The 25714-nt window shown below is 71.9% G+C and carries 11 protein-coding genes, 2 rRNA genes and 2 pseudogenes; 9 read left to right on the top strand and 6 right to left on the bottom strand.

Features of this window, described 5'->3' with window-relative positions:
- Positions 1 to 364: 364 nt before the first annotated feature.
- From ACN268_RS20460 to ACN268_RS20450, 3 genes are all read left to right on the top strand, one after another.
- A 23S ribosomal RNA gene (locus tag ACN268_RS20460) occupies positions 365 to 3477 on the top strand.
- Positions 3478 to 3586: 109 nt separating this feature from the next.
- Positions 3587 to 3703 (top strand): 5S ribosomal RNA (gene rrf, locus ACN268_RS20455).
- A gap of 729 nt (positions 3704 to 4432) precedes the next feature.
- Entirely contained in the window at positions 4433 to 5059 is a 627-nt protein-coding gene (locus tag ACN268_RS20450) for an NADPH-dependent F420 reductase (protein ID WP_421484572.1), read from the top strand.
- 220 nt (positions 5060 to 5279) lie between these two features.
- On the opposite strand, the gene ACN268_RS20445 is transcribed toward ACN268_RS20450, so the two are convergent.
- From ACN268_RS20445 to ACN268_RS20435, 3 genes are all read right to left on the bottom strand, one after another.
- Complete coding sequence (locus ACN268_RS20445; RefSeq protein WP_421484571.1) at positions 5280 to 7100, bottom strand: VanW family protein; 1821 nt, start codon at positions 7098 to 7100, stop codon at positions 5280 to 5282.
- 211 nt (positions 7101 to 7311) lie between these two features.
- Positions 7312 to 9828 carry a DUF5005 domain-containing protein gene (locus ACN268_RS20440; protein ID WP_421484570.1) on the bottom strand — a complete coding sequence of 839 codons (2517 nt, stop codon included), beginning with the start codon at positions 9826 to 9828 and terminating at the stop codon, positions 7312 to 7314.
- A gap of 12 nt (positions 9829 to 9840) precedes the next feature.
- Positions 9841 to 11232, bottom strand: a complete 1392-nt coding sequence (locus ACN268_RS20435; RefSeq protein ID WP_421484569.1) for a polysaccharide biosynthesis protein — start codon at positions 11230 to 11232, stop codon at positions 9841 to 9843.
- 200 nt (positions 11233 to 11432) lie between these two features.
- Between ACN268_RS20435 and ACN268_RS20430 the strand changes: the two are divergent.
- Both ACN268_RS20430 and ACN268_RS20425 read left to right on the top strand, forming a co-directional pair.
- Positions 11433 to 12929 (top strand): annotated as a pseudogene (locus ACN268_RS20430) (hypothetical protein); the annotation flags it as partial.
- A gap of 136 nt (positions 12930 to 13065) precedes the next feature.
- Positions 13066 to 13260 (top strand): hypothetical protein, encoded by a 195-nt coding sequence (locus ACN268_RS20425; protein WP_145922205.1) that lies wholly within the window; start codon positions 13066 to 13068, stop codon positions 13258 to 13260.
- Between the two features lie 131 nt (positions 13261 to 13391).
- Here the strand turns inward: ACN268_RS20425 and ACN268_RS20420 are convergent.
- Positions 13392 to 14537 (bottom strand): annotated as a pseudogene (locus ACN268_RS20420) (glycosyltransferase family 4 protein); the annotation flags it as partial.
- A 184-nt stretch (positions 14538 to 14721) separates the two neighbouring features.
- Between ACN268_RS20420 and ACN268_RS20415 the strand changes: the two are divergent.
- A complete protein-coding gene (locus ACN268_RS20415; protein WP_421484568.1) occupies positions 14722 to 18957 on the top strand; it encodes an alpha-(1->3)-arabinofuranosyltransferase domain-containing protein in 4236 nt (1411 codons plus the stop codon).
- Here ACN268_RS20415 and ACN268_RS20410 read toward each other — a convergent pair.
- Entirely contained in the window at positions 18852 to 20069 is a 1218-nt protein-coding gene (locus ACN268_RS20410; RefSeq protein WP_421484567.1) for an acyltransferase family protein, read from the bottom strand. The genes ACN268_RS20415 and ACN268_RS20410 overlap by 106 nt on opposite strands.
- Positions 20070 to 20182: 113 nt before the next feature.
- Between ACN268_RS20410 and ACN268_RS20405 the strand changes: the two genes are divergently transcribed.
- The 3 genes from ACN268_RS20405 to ACN268_RS20395 all read left to right on the top strand — a co-directional run bounded on the left by ACN268_RS20405 (position 20183) and on the right by ACN268_RS20395 (position 23948).
- Complete coding sequence (locus ACN268_RS20405) at positions 20183 to 21346, top strand: DUF3068 domain-containing protein (RefSeq protein WP_421484566.1); 1164 nt, start codon at positions 20183 to 20185, stop codon at positions 21344 to 21346.
- A 362-nt stretch (positions 21347 to 21708) separates the two neighbouring features.
- On the top strand, positions 21709 to 22323 hold the full coding sequence (locus ACN268_RS20400; RefSeq protein WP_204926973.1) for a DUF6230 family protein: 615 nt from the start codon (positions 21709 to 21711) through the stop codon (positions 22321 to 22323).
- Positions 22324 to 22415: 92 nt separating this feature from the next.
- Positions 22416 to 23948: a DUF6114 domain-containing protein gene (locus tag ACN268_RS20395; RefSeq protein WP_421484565.1), complete on the top strand. Its 1533-nt coding sequence runs from the start codon at positions 22416 to 22418 to the stop codon at positions 23946 to 23948.
- 85 nt (positions 23949 to 24033) lie between these two features.
- On the opposite strand, the gene ACN268_RS20390 is transcribed toward ACN268_RS20395, so the two are convergent.
- Positions 24034 to 25704, bottom strand: a complete 1671-nt coding sequence (locus ACN268_RS20390) for a DUF885 domain-containing protein (RefSeq protein ID WP_421484564.1) — start codon at positions 25702 to 25704, stop codon at positions 24034 to 24036.
- Between the last annotated feature and the right edge of the window lie 10 nt (positions 25705 to 25714).

Raw genomic sequence — 25714 nt, 5'->3', positions numbered from 1 at the left:
GTGGCATGGAGCCCGCACTGCCCGAATGTGGTGGTGGGGTGCTCAGATGGCGGAGACACTGGCAAGTTTTTCCCTGGCAACGGTCGGGATTCCTAGTACAGCTGCTTCGGTGGTGGGAACGGGGTTCTGGTGCGGCTGGTGGAGAGATGTGAGCACCCTGTTGGGTCCTGAAGGAACAACCTCAGGTTGTTGTTTCAGTGCCTTGTGGTGGGCGGGAGCCTGCTGGAGGTTGCCAGGCATGGCCTGGTCTCGCATACCGGATTCTGTCTCTGCTTGTGGGCGGGGTGGGGTTGCTGGTGTGGGGCTTTGGGGTTGTGGGTTGGTTGTTTGTTGAGAATTGCACAGTGGACGCGAGCATCTTTGTGGTCAAGTTGTCAAGGGCGAACGGTGGATGCCTTGGCACCAGGAGCCGATGAAGGACGTGGGAGGCCGCGATAGGCCTGGGGGAGCTGTCAACCAAGCTGTGATCCCAGGGTGTCCGAATGGGGAAACCTGGCACCAGTCATGTGGTGTCACCCGCACCTGAACACATAGGGTGTGTGGGGGGAACGCGGGGAAGTGAAACATCTCAGTACCCGTAGGAAGAGAAAACAATTTAGTGATTCCGTGAGTAGTGGCGAGCGAAAGCGGATTGAGGCTAAACCGGTTGCGTGTGATACCTGTCAGGGGTTGCGTGGTCGGGGTTGTGGGACCCTGCTGAACAAGCTGACACTTGTTCGAGGAGTTATAAAGTCAGTGGCTAGCCGAATGGTGTGGAAAAGCCAACCGTAGTCGGTGAGAGTCCGGTAGGTGAAAGTTGCTGATCTTCTGTGGGTGTTCCCGAGTAGCGGCGGACTCCTGAAATCTGCCGTGAATCTGCCAGGACCACCTGGTAAGCCTAAATACTTCCTGGTGACCGATAGCGGACGAGTACCGTGAGGGAATGGTGAAAAGTACCCCGGGAGGGGAGTGAAATAGTACCTGAAACCGTTCGCCTACAATCCGTCGGAGCCTTGCGGGGTGACGGCGTGCCTTTTGAAGAATGAGCCTGCGAGTTAGTGGCATGTGGCGAGGTTAACCCGTGTGGGGGAGCCGTAGCGAAAGCGAGTCTGAAGAGGGCGTTTGAGTCGCATGTTCTAGACCCGAAGCGGAGTGATCTAGCCATGGGCAGGCTGAAGCGCGGGTAAGACCGCGTGGAGGGCCGAACCCACCAACGTTGAAAAGTTGGGGGATGACCTGTGGTTAGGGGTGAAAGGCCAATCAAACTCCGTGATAGCTGGTTCTCCCCGAAATGCATTTAGGTGCAGCGTCGTGTGTTTCTTGCCGGAGGTAGAGCACTGGATGGTCTAGGGGGCCTACAAGCTTACCGAAATCAGCCAAACTCCGAATGCCGGTAAGTGAGAGCGCGGCAGTGAGACTGCGGGGGATAAGCTTCGTAGTCGAGAGGGAAACAGCCCAGATCACCAGCTAAGGCCCCTAAGCGTGTGCTAAGTGGAAAAGGATGTGGGGTCGCATAGACAACCAGGAGGTTGGCTTAGAAGCAGCCACCCTTTAAAGAGTGCGTAATAGCTCACTGGTCAAGTGGTTCCGCGCCGACAATGTAGCGGGGCTCAAGCACACCGCCGAAGCTGTGGCATTCACATTTTAACCACGCGTACCCTTGATGGTGCGTGCAGGTGTGTGGATGGGTAGGGGAGCGTCGTGCCGGGGGTGAAGCAGCGGGGTGACCCAGTTGTGGACGCGGCACGAGTGAGAATGCAGGCATGAGTAGCGAAAGAAGGGTGAGAAACCCTTCCGCCGGATGACCAAGGGTTCCAGGGCCAGGCTAATCCGCCCTGGGTGAGTCGGGACCTAAGGCGAGGCCGAGAGGCGTAGTCGATGGACAACGGGTTGATATTCCCGTACCCGCGAAGGAGCGTCCCTGATGAACCTCGTTGTGCTAACCACCCGAACCAGCCGAGACCTTCGGGTTGAGGTTGGGGAGCGTGGGAACCTGGCGGGTAGTAGTCAAGCGATGGGGTGACGCAGGAAGGTAGCTGAGCCCGGCCGGTGGTTGTGCCGGGGTAAGCGTGTAGGCCGTGGTGTAGGTAAATCCGCACCGCATGGAGGCTGAGACGTGATGCCGAGCCGATTCAGGTGAAGTCAGTGATCCTATGCTGCCGAGAAAAGCCTCTAGCGAGTTTCGAGCGGCCCGTACCCCAAACCGACACAGGTGGTCAGGTAGAGAATACCGAGGCGATCGGGCGAACTGTGGTTAAGGAACTCGGCAAATTGCCCCCGTAACTTAGGGAGAAGGGGGGCCGGAGACGTGAAGCCCCGTGCGGGTGGAGCGTTGTATGGCCGCAGAGAGCAGGGGGAAGCGACTGTTTACTAAAAACACAGGTCCATGCGAAGAAGTAATTCGATGTATATGGACTGACGCCTGCCCGGTGCTGGAACGTTAAGGGGACCTGTTAGCTCTTTCGGGGGCGAAGCGGAGAACTTAAGCGCCAGTAAACGGCGGTGGTAACTATAACCATCCTAAGGTAGCGAAATTCCTTGTCGGGTAAGTTCCGACCTGCACGAATGGCGTAACGACTTCCCCACTGTCTCAACCACAGGCCCGGCGAAATTGCAGTACGAGTAAAGATGCTCGTTACGCGCGGCAGGACGGAAAGACCCCGGGACCTTTACTATAGCTTGACATTGGTATCTGAATGGACTTGTGTAGGATAGGTGGGAGCCGGTGAAACCTGTACGCCAGTATGGGTGGAGGCAATCTTGAAATACCACTCTGGTTGATTTGGGTATCTAACTTCGGACCGTTATCCGGTTCAGGGACAGTGTCTGGTGGGTAGTTTAACTGGGGCGGTTGCCTCCTAAAGGGTAACGGAGGCGCCCAAAGGTTCCCTCAGCCTGGTTGGCAATCAGGTGTTGAGTGCAAGTGCACAAGGGAGCTTGACTGTGAGACTGACAGGTCGAGCAGGGACGAAAGTCGGGACTAGTGATCCGGCACTTGCGTGTGGAAGCGGTGTCGCTCAACGGATAAAAGGTACCCCGGGGATAACAGGCTGATCTTCCCCAAGAGTCCATATCGACGGGATGGTTTGGCACCTCGATGTCGGCTCGTCGCATCCTGGGGCTGTAGCAGGTCCCAAGGGTTGGGCTGTTCGCCCATTAAAGCGGTACGCGAGCTGGGTTTAGAACGTCGTGAGACAGTTCGGTCCCTATCCGCCGTGCGCGTAGGATACTTGAGAAGGGCTGTCCCTAGTACGAGAGGACCGGGACGGACGAACCTCTGGTGTGCCAGTTGTCCCGCCAGGGGCACGGCTGGTTAGCTACGTTCGGAAGGGATAACCGCTGAAAGCATCTAAGCGGGAAGCCTGCTTCAAGATGAGGTATCCCACCCCACTTTGTGGGGGTAAGGCCCCCAGCTAGACGACTGGGTTGATAGGCCGGAAATGTAAGCTCGGTAACGGGTTGAGTTGACCGGTACTAATAGGCCGAGGACTTGATAACAAGGCTGCTACGCGTCCACTGTGCAACTCTGAACAAACACCGAACAACCCCCCACAGGGTGGTAGTGGTTTTTTGTGGGTGTGTGTGTTGTTTGATATGTTCATAGTGTTACGGCGGTCATGGCGGAGGGGAAACGCCCGGTCACATTCCGAACCCGGAAGCTAAGCCCTCCAGCGCCGATGGTACTGCACTCGGGAGGGTGTGGGAGAGTAGGACACCGCCGGACAATCTTTCAGTTGAGGCCAACCCCACCCGGGGTTGGCCTCAACTGCATTCCACACCACTTCCCCCCCCCCGGAACTGGCCCGCGCCACCGGTAGGAAAGGCCCACCACCGGAAGCGGAAAGGTCATACCCTCCGGGACGTCTCGCCCCAGAACTCCTCGTCCCACGCCAAGGGCCCAAGGATTAGGGGCCCGAGGGTCAAGGGCCCGAGGGTTAACGGCTGGTGGGCGGAAGAAGCGGCTATCCCGACACGGGATACCCCTACACCCCCGATGTCGGCGATAGGCAGCCCGACACGGAAAGCCCCGCCCTGGGCCCTCGCCCCTCCGAGACTCCTCGCGCCAGGCCGAGGACCCCGGGGTCAGGGCTGATGGGGCGAAGAAGCGGCCATCCCGACACGGAATACCCCTACATCCCCGATGTCGGCGATAGGCAGCCGGACGGAGATCGGCCCCGGTCCCTTCGCGCCGACGCCCCGGCGACGTCAAGGTGCCCCCGGGCCGCCCCGCCCCGCGCCGGAGACAGGCGGGCAACGTTCGGTGAATCCGGCCCGGACGACGTCCGTGACCTCGTACCGTCGATGCGGGACCTGACTCCCGGGGCCCCGCGCCCGGGTCCGTGACGACGTGACGTGCTGCACGCCCCGTCCACGATCGGAGCGGACCTGTCGGGGTACCTGCTGACCGTACGACCGGAACTGACCGTCGGGACCGGCGGAGGCAGGAGTGGCCATGAAGATCGGAATCATTGGTTCGGGGCACATCGGGGGCACCCTCACGCGGCGGCTGAGCGCCCTCGGGCACGACGTGACAGTCGCCAACTCGCGAGGGCCGGAGAGCCTCACCGAGCTGGCGCAGGAGAGCGGCGCGACCGCCGGCACCGTGGAGCAGGCCGTCCAGGACGCCGAGCTGGTCGTGGTGGCGATCCCGCTGTTCGCCGTGCCCGCCCTGCCGGTGCAGCCGTTCGACGGCAAGATCGTGGTCGACGCCAACAACTACTACCCGCAGCGCGACGGCGACATCGCCGAGCTGCTCGACCGTAGCCTCAGCTCCAGCCGGTGGACCGCCGACCACCTCAAGGGCGCCCGGGTGGTGAAGACGTTCAACAACATCCAGGCGGCGCACCTGATGGACCACGGCAAGCCGGCCGGCTCCGGTGACCGGATCGCGCTGCCGGTGGCCGGGGACGACGCCGACGCCAAGCAGCTCGTGATGCAGCTCGTCGACGCGCTCGGCTTCGACCCGGTCGACGCGGGCACCCTCGACGAGAGCTGGCGGCAGCAGCCCGACACCCCCGTGTACGGCACCGACCGGGACGCCGACGGCGTCCGGCAGGGCCTCGCCGAAGCCCGCCCCTGACCTCGTGCCACGTCGGCGGGTCGCGGCCGGGTGGCACCACCGCCACCCGCCACCCACCACCGCAGCGACTCCACGAGCCGGGAGCACCACGTGCCGAGCCGGCCCGGATGTCCGGCAGCACCGGGTACCGGGAGACAGCGAGCCCCGCCGGCTGATCAGCCGGCGGGGCTCGGTCGTGTCCGGGGTCGGTGTCCTCGACCCGCTCGGGTAGGAGCCTGGGTCAGGGCTTAGGACCGCAGACGAAGTTGGGCTCGGGGTCGTACGTCCAGCTGAACTTCTCCCGCTTGACGACCTTGCCGTCCTTCTTGATCACGCGGAAGGCGTCCTGGGTGAAGCCGGTGCTGCCGGCGGCGGCGATGCAACTCGGGCCGGGCTCCAGGTAGACCGTCCTCGGCGAGGTGATGTTGCGGCGCGGGCCGTACTCCGTCTTCACGCTGTCGTAGATCTTGGTGCTCCACATCGACACGGTGATCGTGTTCGAGGTGTACGCGGTGTCGATCAGGACCCCGTACGGCGTGTTGTTGCGGAACTTGAAGTCCAGGTCCGGCCAGAAGATCGTCGACTCGATCACCGCCGGGTAGCGGCTGAAGTAGAACGAGTGCGGCTTGTGCTCGACGTCCTGGAGGCCGGCGTAGTAACTGGCGTTGAAGAGCGTGGTGGTGAACTGGGAGACGCCGCCACCCACCCCGGGCACCAGTTTGCCGCCGAGGATCACCGGAGCGTCCTTGTAGCCCTGGGCGTAGCCGCGCTCGCCGGTGTGCCCGTTGAGCGAGAACGTCTCCCCGGGCTTGACGATGGTGCCGTCCACGTCCTTCGCCGCCTGGATGATGTTCTGGCTACGCGGCGAGGAGAGCCCACCGGGGAACTTCGTGGAGAAGGTGGAGACCCGCTCCTTGATGCCCAACTCGGCGAGCTTCGCCTCGGTCAGCTCCGGCTCGGCCTCCGTGAGCTGCCCGGTGACCGTCCGGCCGTCCGGCTTCGGCAGCACCGCCAGCAGGTCCCGGCTCAGCGCCGCCGAGTCGAGCTGCTGGCCGGCCCGGCCCGGCACCACCTTCGGCTTACCGCCCGAGATGGTCAGCCCGGCGTCCCTGGGCGTCGACTCGATCGCGGCCAGCTTGCTGCCCAGCGCCGACCGGAGCCGCTTCACGTCGACCTTCGGCGTCAGCTTCCCCTCGTCGTCGGCCGAGAAGCGCAACGCGCGGGCGATCGCGGTGGGCGGGACGCTCACCGAGCCCTTGCTGGAGGTGATCGTCACCGGTGCGGCGACGGCCGGCTTCGCCAGTTCGGCGATCATCCGGTCCACCTCCTCCCGGGTGGTCACCGGGTTCTTCTCCACCACCGGCACCGTCACCGGCTGGCCGGCCAGCCAGCCCGCGCGGACCACCCGGGCGGACTGCTCCGGGTCCAGGGTCAGGCTCGGCTTCGGGTAGACCGGCTTCGGCGTGGTGCCGGTGAAGATGATCGCCGGCATGGTCATGTCCCGCCCCTGCGTGCCGAGGATCTGCCGCAGCGCCGCGTCCAGCTTGGCGGCGTCGACAGTCACCACCGGGTCGACCGACCGGGAACCGAACAGCCGGTCCACCGGGTGCGCCTGCGCGTCGGTGGCGGCGGCGACGGTGGCGTCCACGTCCACCGCCAGACCGACGTCGGCGGGCTTGATCTCCGCCCGGTTCTCGCCCACCACCACGGTCAGCGGCGCGTCGAGCGTCGCGGCCCGCTTCTCCAACTCGGCCCGCAGCTCCCTGGCCGCGTCGGACCGGCTGCGGCCACCCAGCTCGGTGCCGAGCACGTTGGTGCCGCGCGGCACGTCCCCGGCGTACGCCCAGGCGCCCGCGCCGACCACCCCGGCCAGCACCGCGGCGGTCACCCCGCCGGTGAGCAGCACCCGGCCGCGCCGCCACCACGGCCCCGGCCCGGCGCCGGGACCTGCGGCCCCACCGGCCGGTGGGGGTTCGTCCTCGGACGGCCAGCTCACCGCGGTTACCTGCACCGTGGGGCGGTCGTCGGAGACCGGTTTGTCGCCGTACAGGGTCACAGCCACCTCGATCGGACGTACCACGTGGGGGGTTGCGGGCCCCCAGGGACACCTACGGTAGCCAACCGGGCGGCCAGCCGACAGCGTGCGTCCGGCCATCCTCACCGCCGCGTGTCGCGGCCGGTCACACGGTGTATGGGCGTTCGTGGCACGGTGTCCGGATGGACGTCCGGCGGCTGTGGTCGGCGGCACAGGGACCGTGGTCGACCGCCGGTGGTCAGCGGATGCGGACGCCGACCGCCGGGGTCGGTGGGCCGTCGTCGCGTCCGTCGGTCACGGCGACCCGGAACTGGTAGTCGTGCCCACGGGTCAGCAGCACCGCCGTGTGCCGGGTGTCCCGCACCGGGTACGGGTCGGCGCGCCACCGCTCCCCGGCGGTGGCGTCGCGCCACTGCACCCGGTAGGCGAACCCCGGCCCGGCCGGTCGCCAGGTCAGTCGGGCCTCACCGGTGCCGACGGCGGTCACGACGAGCCCGGTGGGGGTGGGCAACTGCGGGGTGGCCCGTACCGGCGTGCTGCGCGGTCCCGCACCGGCCTGGTTCACCGCGGCCACCGTGAACTCGTACTCGTGTCCGTTGCGTAGTCCCGGCACGACGGCCCGGGTGCCCCGGGTGGGGATCTCCTCGGCGGTGAAGTCGCGTTCCCCGGCGGTGACGTTGCGCCGGTGGACCCGGTGCCAGCCGTCCGGCACCGACGAGACCCAGGTCAGCTCGACGCTGCCGACACCGGCCTCGGCGCGTAGCGCCCGTGGGGCGTCGCCGGGTGCGGTGAACCGGGCGCGGGCCCGCACCGGCGTGGACCGGGCCCCCTCGCCGCCGCCGTTCACCGCGCTGACCGTGAACTCGTACTCGTGGCCGTGTTCCAGGTGCCGGGCGAGGTGCCCGGCGGTGGCCTCCACGGCGGGTGGGCCGTACTCCCGGGTGCCGGTGGTCAGGTCGCGCCGGTACACCCGGTAGGAGACGCCCGGACCGAGGGTGTGCCAGGCCAGCCGGACGGTGCCGTCGGGCTGCCCGGCGGCGACCAGACCCGACGGCGGCGCGGGCGGGGTGACCAGCGCGGTGACCCGGACCGGGGCCGACGGCGGGCTGTCCCCGCCGCCGCCTACCGCGACCACGGTGAACTCGTAACGGTGCGCGTGCCGTAGGAACGCGACGGTGGCGGTGGTGCCGGTGAAGGTGCCGACCGTGCCGCGTTCCCCGGTGTCCAGGTCGTGCCGGTACACCCGGTAGAGCTGGACGAAGGGCACCGGTTGCCAGCTCAACGCGACGTCACCGACCCGGCCCGGCACCGCCCGCAGGCCGCCCGGCGGCGGTGGGGGCGGCACCGTGGCGGTGACCCTGCCGGCCGGTGAGGGCGGGCCCTCGCCGCGCCGGCCCACGGCGCTCACCCGGAACTCGTAGTCGTGCCCGTTGACCAGGAAGTCGGCAGTGAAGCGGGGCGCGTCGACCGGCTCGCCGATCCGCACGAAGTGGGTCTGGCCGGCGGTGACGTCCCGCCGGTGTACCTGGTAGCGCAGCTCGTCGTCGGCGCGTACCGGCGGCCAGTCCAGCTCGGCGGTGCCGGCGCCGCCCGGACGGGCGGTCACCGCCGCCGGTGGCGGGGGCAGCTCGGCCGGGTCGGGGCGGCGGCGGGGCCACGGCACCTCGACGAAACGCGGCCGGTAGAGGCCCGCGTCGGCGTAGGTGACCGCGTCGTCGACGTCGTTGACGTTGTAGGAGAACAGCAGCCGGCCGGGACGGGCCAGCTCCGGGTGCAGGTCGACGTCGTAGACCAGGTGGCCGGCGGCCGTCTCCGGGGCCCGGTGCAGGTAGTCGGGGCCGGTGAACGGGCCGGTCGGGGCATCGGCCGAATAGGCCACCAGGTCGCCGCTGAACACCAGGTTGTTCTCCTGGGTGACCAGCACGTACCGGCCGTCGACCCGCTGCACGCCGTAGGCGGTGCCGACGCCGCTGAGCAGCCGGGCCGAGGTGCGGTCGTCGGGGGACCAGCCGTCGCCGGTCCAGAACTCCCACCTGCCGGTCAGATCGTCGCCGGCCACCCGGGCCAGGTGGGCGAACTTCGCCTCACCGGCGGCCTCGGTGCCGTACACGTAGGTGTGGTCGCCGTCGCGGAGCAGCTCGGAGCCCCAGGAGACCCGGGGGTCCAGGGGCAGCGGACGGACCCCGGTGGGGGTGAGCGCGGGCAGCGCGAAGGTGGCCAGGGCGGTGCCGAGCAGGGCGTGGTCCAGCGGGCTGGCACCGGTACGCCGGTAGCGGTGGACCAGCACCTGGAGGGTGTCGCCGGCGACGGTGGCGTCGCCGATCCAGGAGAACTCGCCGGGCGTCGTCGCGGGGATCAGGTCGCGTGGGTCGTCGGCGGTGCCGCCGTGCAGCGTCGCGGTGAGCTGGTCGCCCTGCTGCACCACTGCCGAGTTGTGCACGAACGGCGCGCTGCGGGGGCGGGAGCCGTCGGGGTGCACCGGGCCGAGGAAGGTGTCGGAGAACAGCCAGAGCAGCCGGCCGTCGGGCAGCCGTACCGAGGCCGTCCGGTCGGCGCCGTTCCACCGGCCGGAGGTGTCGCCGTAGTCGTCGAAGGCGGCGGTCAGCCGGGCGGCGGTCGTCCCGCCGTCGGGTAGGGGCGGCTGCGGCGTCGCGGTGGGTACGGCGGCGAGCAGCCCGACCAGCCAGACGACGAGCAGCCAGCGGGCCGGCCGGCGGACGCCGACCGGCTCCCGGCCCGGGTCGACCTCCGCCACCAGAACCCCCGTCTACTGGTCACCGACCCGTAGGGTGTCACGATCAACGGCGGGGGCGGTAGCCGTCGACCGGGTGGGCGTGGCCGGTGCGTCCGGCCCGCGACGGACCGTCAGCGCGCCGGTGACGAGGGCGGTGACCGCCGCCGTGGCCAGGGCGGCACCGGCGATACCGGCGACGGTGTGCGGCACCACCGTGGCGGTCGCGGCCAGGAAACCCGCCGTGGAGATCCACAGTGGTGCCGAGGGCCACCGGGCCGCCGCCGCGACCCGCGCGTTGATCAGCACGAAGACCAGCGCGTACAGCGCCCCGGTGGCGGCGAACAGCGGGGCGAGACCGCCGTGGCGGGTGTACTCCGGGCCGCCGGCCAACCCGAAGGCCAGGCCACCGGCCAGGGTCGCGGCGAGCACCAGCGCCGCGCCGGCCGCCCCGACCAGCAACAGCGCGGCCCGCAGGGTGCCCCGGTCGCCCCGGGCCAGCCGGGGCAGCGCGATGACCGTCACCACCTGGGGGGCCCACAACGCGCCCTTGGTGAGCACCGTGCCGACCGCGTACGTGCCGGAGGCGTCCGGGGGCAGGAACCGGCGGGCCAGCAGCAGGTCGGCGTACGACACGACGAGCATCGCCAGGGTCGCCCCGCTGGCGGTGAGCACCGTCCGGGTGGCCAGGGTCGGGGCGACCGGGTCGAGGCCGGCCCCCCGGTTGAGCCGGACCAGCAGCGCCAGCACCAGCACGGAGGTGACCGCCCCGGCCAGCAGCGCGCCGGTCAACCCGCCACCGAGCGCCAGCCCGGCGATCATGCCGCCGTACCGGCCGGCGGCGAGCAACGCCATCCCGCCGGCCAGCCGCAGGAAACGCTGGTCGCCCTGGAGTTCACCGAGCCACCGGCCGGCGGCCACCACCGCCACGGTCAGCACCCCGAGCAGCAGCACCGCCGGGCCGGTCAACCGCAGCCCGACGGCGGCTACCGGCAACGTCACGGCCAGCAGCGCGGCGGTCACCGCCACGGTCAGCAGGGTGGGGCGGGCGGTGCCGGCCCGACCGTGCCGGGCCCGGTGTACGGCCACCGCGATCTGCAGGCCGGTGCCGGCCACGCCGCCGATCGCGCCGAGCGCCAGCAGGGTGGCCAGCGCGCTCAGCTCGGCCGGCGCGAGGTGCCGGGCACCGAGGACCGGCACCACGTACGCGAGCCCGTTGACGAAGACCCCGGCCAGGGTGACGGCCACCCCGGCGACGCCGATGCCCGTCGCCCGACCCGGCCCGCCGCCCGGACCCCCACTCGGCCCGTTCCCCGAACCCCGGCCCGGGACGTCGCCGGATCGCCGGCGGTGCCCGTCGGGAGCCTCGGGTCCTTCGTCGACGACCCCGGGTCGCCGGCCGTGCGCGCCGTCCGATGCTGTGCCCATCACCGCTCCGTGTCGCCGGCCCCGCCGGTGCTCCGCTGCCCCGCCCGCGATCGTCCCGGGTCGTCGGCTCCGCCCGTCGCCAGCAGCGCAAGTACAGTGTCGCCACGCCGGCGCTGATCGCCGGGTCAGCCTAGTGAGGAGGTCAAGCCCTGCGGGAGAGGCCGATCCTCGTCGCCACCGGGCTGGCCGTCACCGCGCTGGTGCTGGCCCCGCTGGCCGCGCCCGGCTACGTGCTCAGTTACGACATGGTCTTCGTGCCCCGGCAGCCGTGGCGGGCCGAACTGGTCGCCCCGGTCGACTCGCTGCCCCGGGCGGTGCCGCTGGACGCGCTGGTGTCGCTGGCCAGCCAGGCGGTGCCGGGGTGGCTGCTGCAACGGCTGGTGCTGGCCGGGGTGCTGCTGCTCGCCGCGATCGGGGCCGGTCGGCTGGTGCCCGCCGGTCGGCCGGTGGTCCGGGTGGTCGCCGCGGTCGGGTACGCCTGGACGCCGTACCTGGCGGAGCGGCTGCTGATCGGGCACTGGGGGCTGCTGCTGGCGTACGGGGCGCTGCCCTGGCTGGTCGACGCCGCGATCCGGGTGCACCGGCCGGGTGGGCTGCGCCGGTTGGTGCTGGTCGCACTGCCGGCCGTGGTCACCCCGACGGGTGGCCTGGTCGCCCTGGTCACGGTCGCCGTGCTGGTCGCCCGACGGGGTGCCGCCCGGACGACCGCGCTGGCCGTCGGCGCGTTGCTGCTGCTGAACCTGCCGTGGCTGGTGGTCGCCGGGTTCAGCGCGGCCGACGCCCGGACCGACCCGGCCGGGGTGGCAGCGTTCGCGGCGCGGGCGGAGAACTGGAGCGGGGTGGTCGGCGCGTTGGCCGGCACCGGTGGGATCTGGAACGGGCAGACCGTGCCGGCGAGCCGTGCGTCGCCGTTGACGCCGGTGGCGACGGTGGCCCTGCTGGTGCTGGCGGGGTACGGCCTGCGGGAGTTGCGTGGCCGGTGGCCGGCCGGGGCGGCGGACCGGCTCGTCGGGTTGGCCGGGGCCGGTTTCCTGGCCGCCCTGGCCGGGGCGCTGCCGGGCGGGTCGGCCGCGCTGGGCTGGTTGGTGGCGACGGTGCCCGGGGCCGGGGTGCTGCGCGACGGGCAGAAGTTCCTGGTCCCGTACGCGCTGCTGCTGGCGCTGGCCGCCGCGCTGGGGGCGGAGCGGCTGGCCGACCGGGTCGCCGCCCGGGGTGCGCCGGGTGGGGCCGGTGCGGTGCTCGCCGCCGTGCTGCTGCTGCCCGTGGTGGTGTTGCCCGACCTGGCGTTCGGTGCGGCGGGCCGGCTGCGTCCGGTGGCGTACCCGGCGGACTGGGACGCGGTGGCCCGGCGGTTGGACGGCCGGTCGGGGGAGGTGCTGTCGCTGCCGTTCGGGGCCTACCGGGCGTACCCGTGGAACGACGGTCGGACGGTGCTGGACCCGCTGCCCCGCTACGTCGACGCCGACGTGCTGGTGGACGACACGCTGTGGGTGGGGACGACGGAGGTGCGGGGGGAGAACCCGCGGGCCGCCGAGGTGGGCCGGGTGCTCGCCGCGGGTGGCCCGGTCGCCGCGACCGGGGTGCGGTGGGTGGTGGTGCAGCGGACCGTCGGCGGCCGGCGGGTGGACCCGGCGACGCTGGCCGGGTTGCGCGAGGTGTACGCCGGGACCGACCTGACCCTGTACGAGAATCCTGCCGGCCGGTGACCGGGCGGTCGCCGGCTGTTCCTGCTGCCTGCGGGGTCGGTGGTTGATCGTCTGCGCGGCCCTCCCGGCGTTGGCTACTTGGTGGTAACGTGCCGCGCACGCAGCTCACGAGGAGGAATACAGCACCATGCGCAGTGCTCTCTCGTTGGTTCTGGTCGCGGTGGCCGCGATCGCTCTGGGTGCCTTCGGCACGGTGGCGTTGGCCACCAGCCTGACCGGCACGTCGGCGGCCGAGGCGGCGAAGGCCGAGCAGGCCGCCCGCACCGAGTCCGGCGGCGGCAACGGTGGTGCCAACCAGCCGCTGGTCTACGGCACCAGGTAGGACCGTTCCACCTGCCCGGCCGGTGGCCCCGCCGGCACCGTCGACCCTGACCGTCCTGTCTGCTCCGACCGCTGCGCCGGTGTGTCCGCCGGCCCCGACCGCTCGACCGGCGTCCCCGCCGGACCGTTCGCGGCCCTCGTCACGAGGGCCGCGAATTTTTCGCCCGAGACCGGCCAGGTGAACCGGGCGGCGTGGGCGCGGGCCGCCGCGCCCATGGTGGCCCGGTGGTCGTGGTCGGTCAGCAGCCGCCGCACCTTGGCCACGAAGTCGTCGACGTCCTCGGCGAGCAGGCCGGTCTCGCCGTCGACCAGGGATTCCTCGACCCCGCCCGCGCCCCGGAAGGCGACCGTCGGGGTGCCGACCGCGCCGGCCTCGACGATGGTGAGCCCCCAGCCCTCCTTGAGCGACGGGGTGAGCGCCACCCAGGCCGAGGCGAGCAGGTGCCGCTTGTCGGCGTCGGAGACGAAGCCGGTGAACCGGACCCGGTCGGTGAGGCCCAGTTCGGCGGTGGTGTGCCGCAGTTGCGCCTCCCACCAGCCCTGTCCGGCCACGGTCAGGGTGAGGCCGGGAAGTTCGTCGGCGAGCGCGGCGAGGGTGGCCAGCGCCACCTCGACCTGCTTGTGCGGCACCAGCCGGCCGAGGACCACCAGCGACGGTTCCGCCGAGCGGGGCACCGGGCCGACGGTCATGTCCGGGGTGCCGTTGTGCACGATGTCGACCCGGGCCGGGTCGATGCCGAGGGTGGCCAGCTCGTCGCGGGTGGCGGCGGAGACGGTGACGTACCGGCAGCGGCGGTAGACCCGGGGGGCGAGCCAGGACTCCACCCACCAGCCGAACCGGGCCAGGCCCGGGCCGAGCACCACCGGCCACTGCTCCCGGTGCACGTGGTGCACCAGCGCGATGACCGGCCGGCGGGCGTAGAGGGCGGAGAGGAAGGGCAGCCCGTTGCCGACGTCGACGATCAGGTCGGGTCGACCGCCCCGGCGGCGGCTCAGCGGGCCGAAGCCGAGTGCTCCGGCCAGGTACGCCAGCGCCGCCCGGAGGTAGACGGTGTGCCGACCGCCGCGCCGCAGCACGCGTACGCCGTCGGGGGTGGTCTCCTCGGCGGTGCCGGCGGGATGGGTGGCGCAGAACAGGGTGGCCCGGTGGCCGCGGCGGACCAGTTCGCCGGCGATCCGCTCGACGTAGACCTCCGAGCCACCGCCTTCCGGATTGCGGGTGTCCCGCCAGTTGAGGAACAGAACGTGCCTGGTGGTGGCGGCAGCGGGTGCGTCCAACACTCAACTCCTACTGCCGAGTAGTCTTCGCGTTCGCGTCACACTATGGGCTGCGTCACGCACGTCGCAATGCCCGATCGGAGGCGAGATGCAGCAGTCGCCGGGCCGTCCGGGGGCGGCCGAGGGGCCGGACGACACATCGAGCACGGTGTGGCGTGCGCGCTTGGTGGCGGTGTGTCTGGCTTTGTCGGCACTGGCGTTCCTCCAGGACCCCGGGCTGATCGCCATCGACACCAAGGTCGACCTGGCGATCGATCCGGCCGGATGGCTGACCCGGGCCCTGCACGTCTGGGACCCGGACGGCACCTTCGGGCAGTTGCAGAATCAGGCGTACGGCTACCTCTGGCCGATGGGGCCGTTCTTCCTGCTCGGCAAGCTGCTCGCCGTACCGGCTTGGGTGGTGCAGCGGCTGTGGTGGGCGCTGCTGCTGACCGTGGCCTGCGTCGGCGTGGTCCGGCTCGCCGAGCGGCTGCACGTCGGCACCCCGTGGGCGCGGCTGCTCGCCGGGGCCGCCTTCGCGCTCTCCCCCCGGCTGCTCACCGAACTCGGCCCGATCTCGGTGGAGGCGTGGCCCAGCGCGCTCGCCCCGTGGGTGCTCGTCCCGCTGGTCGGGCTGGCCGACGGTGCGCCGGTGCGCCGGGCGGTCACCCGGTCGGCCCTCGTGGTGGCCTGCGCCGGTGGGGTCAACGCGACAGCCGTGCTGGCCGTGGTGCCGCTGGCCGCGCTCTGGCTGCTCGGCCTGCACCCGTTCCGGCTCCGGGTGAAGGCGCTGGTCGCCTGGGGGCTGGCGGTGGGCGCGGCGACCGCCTGGTGGCTGGTGCCGCTGCTGCTGCTCGGCCGGTACAGCCCGCCCTTCCTCGACTACATCGAGACCGCGCCGGTGACCACCACCCCCACCGACACCACCACCGTGCTGCGCGGCGCCTCGCACTGGCACGCCTACCTCACCGGCGCGTACGGGCCGCCGTGGACGGCGGGCTGGCGGCTCGCCACCGAACGTCCCCTGGTGGTCGCCACCCTGGTGGTGGCCGGGCTGGGTATCGCCGGGCTGGCCCGCCGGGGCATGCCGCACCGGCGGTTCCTGGTCACCGGCCTGCTGGTCGGGCTGGCCCTGGTCGGGCTGGGCCACCTCGGTCAGCTCGACGGCTTCGGCGCGCAGACCCAGCGGACCTTCCTCGACGCGGCCGGTGCGCCGCTGCGCAACGTGCACAAGTTCGACGTGGTGCTCCGGCTGCCGCTCATCCTCGGCCTGGCCCACCTGGTCGGGCTGGTGCTGCGGGCCGCCCGCACCGGCGACCGGCCGGAGCTGGCCGCCGTGCTGCCCCGGGCGCTGCAACCGGTCCGGCTGCGCGCCGGCCTGGTCACCGGCACCGCTCTGGTCGCGGTCGCCGCGGTGGCCACGCCCGCGCTGGGCGGTGGGCTCGCCGCCCAGGGCAGCTTGACCGGGGTGCCCGGCTACTGGCGGGAGGCGTCGGACTGGCTGGACCGGGCCGTCGGCGACGACCGGGTGCTGGTGGTGCCCGCCGCCCGGTTCCCCCGCTACCTGTGGGGCAGCCCCAGCGACGAGATCACCCAGCCGTTGTCCGACCGGCCGTGGGCGGTGCGCAGCTCGGTGCCGCTCACCCCGCCCGGCACCATCCGGATGCTGGACACCGTCGAGTCGGCGCTGGCCGACGGGCAGGGTTCCGCCGGCCTCGCCGACCTGCTCGCCCGCTCCGGGGTGAAGTACCTGCTGCTGCGCTCCGACCTCGACTACGGCCACAGCGGGGCCGTCCGGCCGGTGGTGGTCCGGCAGGCGCTGCTGCGTTCCCCAGGCATCGAGCCGGTGCGCGGGTTCGGCCCCGAGGTCGGCGGGGGTCGGCTGCCCGGCAACGTCGTCGACCGGGGACTGGACGTCGGGGTCCGGGCCCTGGAGGTGTACGAGGTCCGCCGCGACGTGGACCGGGTCGTCGCGTACGACGCCGCCGACCTGACCACTGTCGTCGGCGGCCCCGAGTCGCTGCTGCCGCTGGCCGCCGCCGGCCGGCTCTCCGCCGCGCCGACCGTGCTCGCCGGGGACCGCCCGGCCGGACTGGACGCGTCGTCGGTGACGCTCACCGACGGGTTGCGCCGCCGGGAGGTGGCCTTCGGGCAGCAGCACGACAACGCCTCGGCCACCATGACCGCCCGGGACCGCCCCCAGCTCGACGCCCCGGCCCGGGACTACCTGCCGGACTGGGCCGACGGGCAGTCCACGGTGGTGCGTTACCTCGGCATCGGCGGGGTGACCGCGTCCAGTTCCTGGTCGCAGGCGCAGCCGCTGGGCGGTGGACGTCCCGAACACCAGCCGTACGCGGCGGTCGACGGCGACCTGAGCACGTCCTGGCGGTCCGCCCCGGGGACCCGCGCGCCGGGGCAGTGGTTCGAGGTGGAGCTGGACCGGCCGCAGGTCGTCCGGCAACTGCGGATCACCTTCGACACCGGGGCCGACTCGCTGCCGACCAGGATCACCGTGACCGCCGGCCGGCAGCAGACCACCGTGCAGACCGCCGGGCAGACCGTCGAGGTGACCCTGCCCGACGGCTACCCCACCCGGTTCGTCCGGGTCACCGTCGAGGAGGTCTTCGACGTCCGGGCCGGCTTCGGCGGGGTGGGCATCGCCGAACTCGTCATCCCCGGGGTCGAGGCCGCCCGGACCCTGGTGGTGCCGGACCCACCGGCCACCGACCGGCCGGCCGCGATGGTGTTCGCCGCCGCCCCGGCCACCCCGGCGTGCGTCTTCGACGAGAGCCGGCCGCTCTGCGCCGGGGCGATGGCCCGCGCCTCCGAGGACAGCGACCGGATCGACCGCACCGTGCGGTTGCCGGCCGGCGCGGACCACCGGGTCGCGCTGTGGGCCCGACCCCGACCCGGTGGGGCGCTCAACGCGCTGCTCGACCCCGGTGGGGCGGCGGCGGTCACCACCGGGGTCACCCCGACCGTGGCCGCCTCGACCGTCGGCGTGTCCCACCCGAGCGCCCGTCCCGGCGCGGTGGTCGACGGGAACCCCGCGACCGTCTGGTACGCCGCCGACGCCGACCGGCAACCGTGGCTGCGGTTGACCTGGCCGAAGGCGCGCACCGTCACCGGGCTGCGGATCACCCTGCCGCCCGGTGCGGCGGCGGCCCGCCCCTGGCGGGTCACCGTGCTCGGCGACGAGGGGATGCGCGGCGGGGTGCTCGACGAGGGCGGCACGCTGCTGTTCGACAGGCCGATGCGCAGCGACGACCTGACCGTGCTGATCGCCGACGTGGTGCCGGTGGCGTCATACGACCCGTACCGGCGGGTGACGCAGGACCTGCCGGTGGGGGTGGGCGAGCTGACCGTGCTGCCGGACGGCCCGGCCACCCCGGTGGACGCAGCGGAGCGGGTCACCCTGCCCTGCGGCACCGGCCCCACCGTGACCGTGGCCGGTGGTGGGCAGCGCCGGACCGCGCTGGTCGCCAGCCGGCGGGACCTGGTGGAACTGCGCGAGGTGCCGGCGGTGCTCTGCGGTCCGGCCGCGAGGACGCCGCTGCGGCTGGCCGCCGGGGAGAACCGGGTGGTGGCGGCGGGGACCCGGCTGACCGTACCGACCCGGCTCGCGCTCACCCCGACCGGCGGGGCGTTGGCACCGGCGGCCCCGGCCGGCGGCACCGGTACGAGCGGCACGGCCGGCACCGGAGCCGGGGACGTGACCGCCGGACCCCGGCAACCCGGGGCGACCCGGACGGTGCTGCGCGTCGACGAGTGGTCGGCCACCCTCCGGGTGCTGCGCCTGGAGAGCTATCCCGGCCAGCGGGTGCTGGCGTTGCGGGAGAACGCCAACGCCGGCTGGGTCGCCACCGCCGGCGGCCGGACCCTCACCCCGTTCGTGGTGGACGGCTGGCAGCAGGGCTGGCTCGTCCCGGCCGACGTCGCCGGTGCGGTGACGCTCCGGTTCGCCCCCGACCGGGGGTACGTGCTGGCGCTCGGGGCCGGGGCGATGCTGCTGGCCGGGGTGGCCCTGCTGGCGGTGCTGCCGTCGCGGCGTACCCCGGGGGCGGTGGTGCCGCGGCGGCGGCGCGGGCGGGTGCTCGCCGCGCTCGTCGGCGGTGCGGCGTTGCTGCTGTTCGGCGGGCCGGCGGCGGTCGGGGTGGCGCTGGCGGTGGTGGCCGTGGTGCTGGCCGGGCGGGCGTTGGAACCGCACCTGCACCCGCCGGACCGGCGGGGCATGCACCGGCTGCGCCGGGCGACCGTGCGCTGGCTGCCGGTGGCGTGTTTCGCGGTGGCCGGCTGGTGGGCGGCGACCCGGGGCGGGCACACCGCCTGGCCGCCTCAGTTGGCCGCGGTCGCCACCGCCACCCTGCTCTGGCTCTCGCTGGTGCTGCGCCGACGCGGCCACCGCCCACCCCAACGTTGGAAGGGGCGCTCCACCGCGTAGTAGCTGACCGCCGCGAGGACCAGCCCACCGGCGACGGTGAGGAGGAACGTGCCGAGCGGGTCACCGGTGAACTCCGGCCGGCCGTCGAGCAGGTAGATCCCCTCCAGTACGAACGGGTGCCAGAGGAACAGCCCGTACGACACCCGGCCCAGCCACCGGCCGACGATGCTGTCGAAGGCGCCCTTGGTGCGGGTCTGCGGCCCGAACGCCACCGGCACGATCAGCAGCACCGCGACGACCAGGTAGAGCACCAGCTTGGTGGCGAACTGGCCGGCGGTCGGCTCGGCCAGGTCCCGGGGGCCGGTGACCGGGGTGGTGGCGACGGCCAGCGCGCCCAGGGCGATCGTCCAGCAGGCCAGCGGGGCCCGGCCCAGGTCGTCCAGGAAGCGCCAGCGCCCGCCCCGGCCGGTGCGCAGCGCGACCTGCGCGCCGGCCAGGGCCATCCCGGCCCCGAACCAGCCGGCGTACGAGGGCAGCCACATGGTGTGCAGGCCGAGGCTGAGCACGCCTGCCCCCATCAACGCCACCCAGCCCCCGGTCACCGCCGTCGCGGCCAGCGCGATCCGCAGCACCCCGTCCGGGTGGACCGACGTCGGTGGGCCCGGTGTCCGTCGCCGGCCGAGCAGGAGGACCGCCAGCACCGGCAGCAGCAGGTAGAACGTGACCTCGGTGGCCAGGCTCCAGGTCTGGCTGAGCCCGTGCCGGAGCTGCCCGTGCTGGTAGATCTGGGTCAGCGTGAGGTGCCGCAGCCAGTCGCCCGTCGAGGCCGGCCGGTTCTGCGGCAGCACCAGCAGGCAGACCACCACCGCCACCCAGTAGGCGGGCAGGATGCGGGTGGCCCGCCGCCACAGGTAGCGGCCGGTGCCCGGGGGCCGCTGGCCCGTCGCCTGCGCGTGCGCGTACGGCCGGAACAGCAGGAACCCGGAGAGGACGAAGAAGACCGCGACGCCCACGTCCAGTCGGGACAGCCAGGCCCCGACGGCGGCGTCGCCGGTGTTACGCCCGGTGGCGAAGCCGACATGGTGTCCCACCACGGCAAGTGCCCCGATCACCCGGACGGCGTCGAGGGCGGGCAGCCGCCGCAGGACCTGATCGGGAATCGGGGCAGACATCAACCGTCCAGAGGGTCGCGGGGCTATGTGACTCGGGAGTAACGTGCGGCCAAGTTTTACATCCTCGATCTTCCGCCGGTAACCGGCTGACCGTCTTTGTTAGGGGAGGACCAGTGAAGACTCGCCTGGGTGCCGCGTTGTTCGGCATCGGCGTGCTGTCGCTCGCGGTCGCCGCGGGAACGGCGTACTACGTGGCGCCGTCGGTGACGAAGCTGCCGTACGACCTGACGTTCTGCAACGCGGACGGCAAGCCGGACGGGTGCCTGCGGGCGAGCGTCGCGATCGCCGACAACGCCACCTTCATGCAGGTGCTCGACGGGAAACCGACGATCCAGACCGGTCAGCTCAAGGCCACCACCGAGGTGGTGCCGCAGGCGTCGACGACCGAGAAGGAGATGACCGGTGACCTCAGGGGCGACGCGGTCGTCTGGGACGTCTACGGCACCGTCGTGCGGACCGACAACGGCTCCGACGTCAGCAAGTACGCGGCCGAGTTCGCCCTGGACCGGGTCACCGCCGCCGCCCGGGACTGGGACAAGCAGTACCTGGACACCGACGGCCCCGGCGGCGCCGACGACTCGGTGACCTTCGCCGGGCAGACCTACAAGTTCCCGTTCCGTGCCGAGCGGCGGGACCACACCTTCTTCGACCGGGACCTGCGCCGGGCGCTGCCGATCGCGTTCGACGGCACCGAGCAGATCAACGGCACCGAGGCGTACCGGTACGTGCAGCAGATCCCGGAGACCGACCTGGTCACCCCGGAAGGTTCGCTGACCGCGTTGGCCGGTGCGCTGGCACCGGGGGCGACCACCGGCAAGGTCACCTACAGCAACACCCGGACGATCTGGATCGAGCCGGTCAGCGGCAACTTCGTCAAGGTGCGTGAGCAGCAGCGGAAGAACTTCGTGCCGAACCAGGGCAGCCCGGTGACCCTGCTGGACGCGGATTTCGTCTACGACGAGGCGACCATCGCCAACAGCGTGAAGTCGGCCGGGGTGACCCGGGACAAGCTCCAGTTGATCGGCCGTACCCTGCCGATCGGGCTGGCCGTCCTCGGTGGCCTGCTGTTGCTGGTGGGCCTCTGGCTGGTCGTCGCCGGGCGGCGGCGCGCGACGCCGGCCGCCGGGCCGGAGGGGGCCGGTGTCGCCCCGGCGGCCGACACCCCGACCCGCGACGGAAAGGCCGAGCCGGCCACCGTGGGGCGGTCGGGCGGCCCGCTCACCGACGAGATCCCACCCGCGTCGACGAACTGGCGGGGTGAGTCCGGCTCGCGCTGACCACGCACGTCGGCACACCGGGGCGGGTCGGGGTTTCCCGGCCCGCCCTCCGCGTCTCCGTGGTGACCGTACGCGTCCGTTACGAAATCGTAACGTGTCGATGGTTTGTCACCTCATGGTGATGGGTGCCGTCGGATTTGGCGGCATCTATCCGGTCGATGCCGGGGATCGGCTGCACTCAGCGTGAGTGCGGCGACCGGCTCGGATGATCGACGGTTACCGGTCGGTAGGTGGGGTCTTGTGAGCCACGCCTCAGCGGGTGCACCATCAGGCACGCATTCGTTACCCGTCGGTAACAGATCTTGCGGCCCGGTTGCGGCCCGACCGGCTCCCACGACCGGCACCAGCCTGAGGAGGAATCCGTGCAGAATCGGACCGACGAGCCGGGGCGTACCCGGTGGCGGCGTTTCGCCGCGATGATGGTGCCCGCGACGGCCGCCGTGGGCGCCATCCTGTTCGGCATGCAGAGCGGGGCCATCGCCTCCGACATCACCGTCTCCGGGCAGACCTTCAAGATCGGGGCCGAACGCCTGGAGGGCGACGGCTTCACCCAGTACGGCGGCATCGTCAAGGAGAAGAACGGCAAGGTCCACCCGGTCGCCCTCTCCGAGATCAGCAGCGCCCAGCTCTACAAGCTCTGCCAGTCCGTCCGCGCCGACCTGCCCGGCCTGCCGGTGGTGCTGACCATCAACGCCGGTGACGACAAGCCGGCCACCGCCAAGAACATGATGATCGCGATGGACAGCCTGGGCGGCAACGCCACCTTCACCAACATCCGCATCGGCCGGGACGCCACCGACCTCAACGCGTCGGCGCAGGCCGGCTCGTTCGGCCAGGACGCCCAGCACGTCACCATCACCGACCTGCGGCAGGTGTCCCGCTACACCACCGCGGCCACCTTCAACCTGACCGGCCTGCGACTCAAGGTGAACGTCGGGGAGGCCGCGAAGGGCAAGGAGTGCTTCGCGGACGACTGAGCCGCACCGGGCCGGACCCCTCCCGTCACCCCCCGCCGGACGGCAGGGGCCCGGCCCGCCCGACCCCGTACCCATCCGCCCAGGAGGAGCAGGTGACAAGCGCGCAACCGCCGTACGCCCCGACCGGTCCCGGTCCCGGTCGCGGGTGGCGGAGCTTCCGCCGGTGGCGACGCAGCCGGCCGTTCTGGGGCGGCCTGCTCACCGTGCTCGCCGGGGTGGAGATGTTCGCCTCCACCAGGATGACCCTCAACGGGCTGAGCTTCTCCTCCGGCGCGACCGGGCTCTACTCGCTGCTCATCCCGATCATCCTGGTGACCTGTGGGCTGCTGCTCTGGTTCAGCCCTGGTCAGCGGCTGTTCTACTCGATCGTCGCGGCGGTCACCACGGTCTACTCGCTGATGGGCCTCAACCTCGGCGGCTTCTTCCTCGGCCTGCTGCTCGGCCTGGTCGGCAGCGCCCTCGGCTTCGCCTGGACCCCGATCCGCTCCGCCCCACCATCCGCCGCCGACACCGCCACGTCGCCCACCGCCGGCACCTCCGCACCGTCCGCCGCCGGACCGTCCGCCGCCGGAGCCCACCCGGACGCCGACCCCGACGCCGACGACGGGTTCGACGCCGACGGCCGGCTCGGCTTCTTCGGCGGCCCCGGGGCGGACGCCGCCGCGCGGCGAGACCCGGCGCAGGACCCTGCCGGCGGGCGGGACCCACGCCACCTCGGGGTCGCGCTGCTGGTCCTCGGCCTCGCCGCCGGTGCACTGGTGGCCGCCGCGCCGAAGCCGGTACGGGCCGCCGCGCCGGGACCGGTCCGGGCCGCCGCGCCGAAGCCGGCACCGACCGCGTGCCCGCGACCGGCACCCACCGGGACCGCCGCCCCGCGCCCCACGGCGGGCCGGACCGCGACCCCGTCGGCCACCCCCGGCACGGCCAGCCCGTCGCCATCACCCTCGCCGGACGGCAACCTGCTCAGCGACCTGCTGCACGACCTCGGTGACCTGTTCACCGGCGGTGGGAAGACCGATCCGGCCGCCACCCCGTCGCCGGACCGCACCCCGTCGCCGGGCGGCGGGGCGACCCCGGAGGCCGCCCTCACCCCCCGGCCGAAGCCCACCTTCACCGGAACCCACTGCACCCCAGGCAGACCCGCCCGCCCCGGCACCGTACGGCCGGGACGGCCGCTGCCGCGGATCGCCCCCGAGCCGGGGCAGCCGAGGGTGGCCCGGCAGCCGTCCAAGCTGACCGGCACCCGGGTCACCATGACCGGGCTGCGGTTCGAGGGCATCGTCGACCTGCCCACCGCCGACGGCACGCTGAAGGTGTTGAAGTTCAGCATGAGCCGGGCGGTCACCGCCGATTTCAGCCTGGTCGCGGACGGTCCGGCGGGCCGCCACCAGCGGTACGTCACCGACGAGCTGACGGTGCGGGGCGACGTCGCGTTCTACGCCACCCGGTTCGTCGGCAAGCTGCTCGGCATCACCATCACGCTGACCCCCGACCTGCCGTTCCCCGACGGTATCCCGGTCACCTCGCCGATCCCGATCACCTTCACCGACCCGGCCATCGACCTGGCGTTCGTCGACTCCGACACGCTGACCGCCCGACCGGCACTGGCGTTGAGCCTCTCCTGACCCTGCTCCCACCCCCACGGTGTGTCGGGGGCGGGCATCCGCCCGCCCCCGACCACCCGTCACGACCGCCGACCGACGGTGCGGATCAGAGCCGGGCCAGGGCCCGGCGCAGCGGGTCGAGCCCGAGCGCACCCAGGTCGAGCGCCTGCCGGTGGAACTCCTTCAGGTCGAAGTCGGCGCCCTTGCGGGCCATCGCCTCCTCCCGGGCCTGCAACCAGATCCGCTCGCCCACCTTGTACGACGGTGCCTGCCCCGGCCAGCCCAGGTAGCGGTTCAGTTCGAAGCGCAGGTTCTCGTCCGGCACCCGGCAGTGCGCCCGCATGAACTCCCAGCCCAGCTCCGGCGTCCACCGCTCACCCGGGTGGAAGCCGAACGGGTTGTCCCGGGGGATCTCCAGCTCCAGGTGCATGCCGATGTCGACGATCACCCGGGCCGCCCGGAACGCCTGCCCGTCGAGCATGCCGAGCTTGTCGCCCGGGTCCTCCAGGTAGCCCAGCTCGTCCATCAGCCGCTCGGAGTAGAGGGCCCAGCCCTCGCCGTGGCCGGAGACCCAGCACAGCAGCCGCTGCCAGCGGTTGAGCAGCTCCGCCCGGACGGCGGTCTGCGCGACCTGGAGGTGGTGGCCGGGGACGCCCTCGTGGTAGACGGTGGTCACCTCGCGCCAGGTGGAGAAGTCGGTGACGCCCTGGGGCACCGCCCACCACATCCGCCCCGGGCGGGAGAAGTCCTCGCTCGGCCCGGTGTAGTAGATCGCCCCGTCGCTGGTCGGGGCGAGGCAGCACTCGATCCGCCGGACCTGCTCGGGGATGTCGAAGTGGGTGCCGTGCAGCTCGCTGATCGCCTTGTCGGCAAGCGCCTGCATCCAGTCCCGGAACGCCTCCTTGCCCTGGATGGTGCGCGCCGGGTCGGCGTCCAGCACGGTCACCGCCTCGTCGATGGTGGCACCCGGGCCGGCGATCCGGCCCGACACCATCCGCATCTCGGCCTCCAGGCGGGCCAGCTCCGCGAACCCCCAGGCGTACGTCTCGTCGAGGTCGACCTTCGCGCCGAGGAAGTACTGCGAGGCCAGCTCGTACCGTTCCCGGCCGGCGGCCTGCTTGTCCCGCCCCAGCGGAACCAGCTCGGTACGCAGGAACTGGCCGAACTCGGCGGTCGCCGCGGTCGCCGCCGCCGCGCCCCGGCGCAGCTCGGCACCGAGCGTGCCGTCGGCGTCCAGCCGCTGCACCAGCCCGTGGAAGAAGTTGTCGCCGTGCGGGTCCGTCCAGGTGTCGCACTGCTTGGCCACCTCGGTCAGCTGCACCTTGGAGCTGACCCGGCCGGCGGCGGCGGCCTCACGCAGTGTGGTCTTGTAGCCCTCCAGGGTGGCGGCGAACCGGTTGAGCCGGGCGGCGACGGCGGCCCGGCCCTGCTCACCCTCGGTGGGCATCAGGTCGAAGACCATCCGGATCTCGTGCAGGCCGCTGGCGATGACGTTCACCTCGCTGGTGATCTCGCCCGCGTCGTGCCGGGCCAGCTCCAGCCCCAGGCGTTCCTGCATCGCCTCCTTGGCGGTCCGCTCCGCCTCGGACTCCGGCTCGGTCACGTCCAGGTCGGTGAGGGTGCGCCGGGTCAGTTCGGCCCGTGCCTCGTAACCGGCGGGCGAGAGGTCGTCGAGCTGGTCGTCGTAGCCGGCGATGCCGACGTAGGTGGCGCCGGTCGGGCTCAGCTGCGCCCAGTCGGCCACGTACCGGTTCGCGAGGTCATCGATTCGTCCCACGCTGCGACCC

It is taken from the genome of Micromonospora sp. WMMD735 (genome assembly GCF_049178995.1).
In the GTDB taxonomy this organism is placed as follows: Bacteria; Actinomycetota; Actinomycetes; order Mycobacteriales; family Micromonosporaceae; genus Micromonospora; species Micromonospora wenchangensis.
The sequence above is the reverse complement of the archived record's forward strand: the minus strand, read 5'-3'. Positions and strand labels throughout refer to the sequence as shown.

Coding starts and splice junctions, on each gene's coding strand:
- ACN268_RS20450 (WP_421484572.1), top strand. CDS start 4,433: ATGAAGATCGGAATCATTGGTTCGGGGCACATCGGGGGCACCCTCACG.
- ACN268_RS20435 (WP_421484569.1), bottom strand. CDS start 11,232: ATGGGCACAGCATCGGACGGCGCGCACGGCCGGCGACCCGGGGTCGTC.
- ACN268_RS20425 (WP_145922205.1), top strand. CDS start 13,066: ATGCGCAGTGCTCTCTCGTTGGTTCTGGTCGCGGTGGCCGCGATCGCT.
- ACN268_RS20410 (WP_421484567.1), bottom strand. CDS start 20,069: ATGTCTGCCCCGATTCCCGATCAGGTCCTGCGGCGGCTGCCCGCCCTC.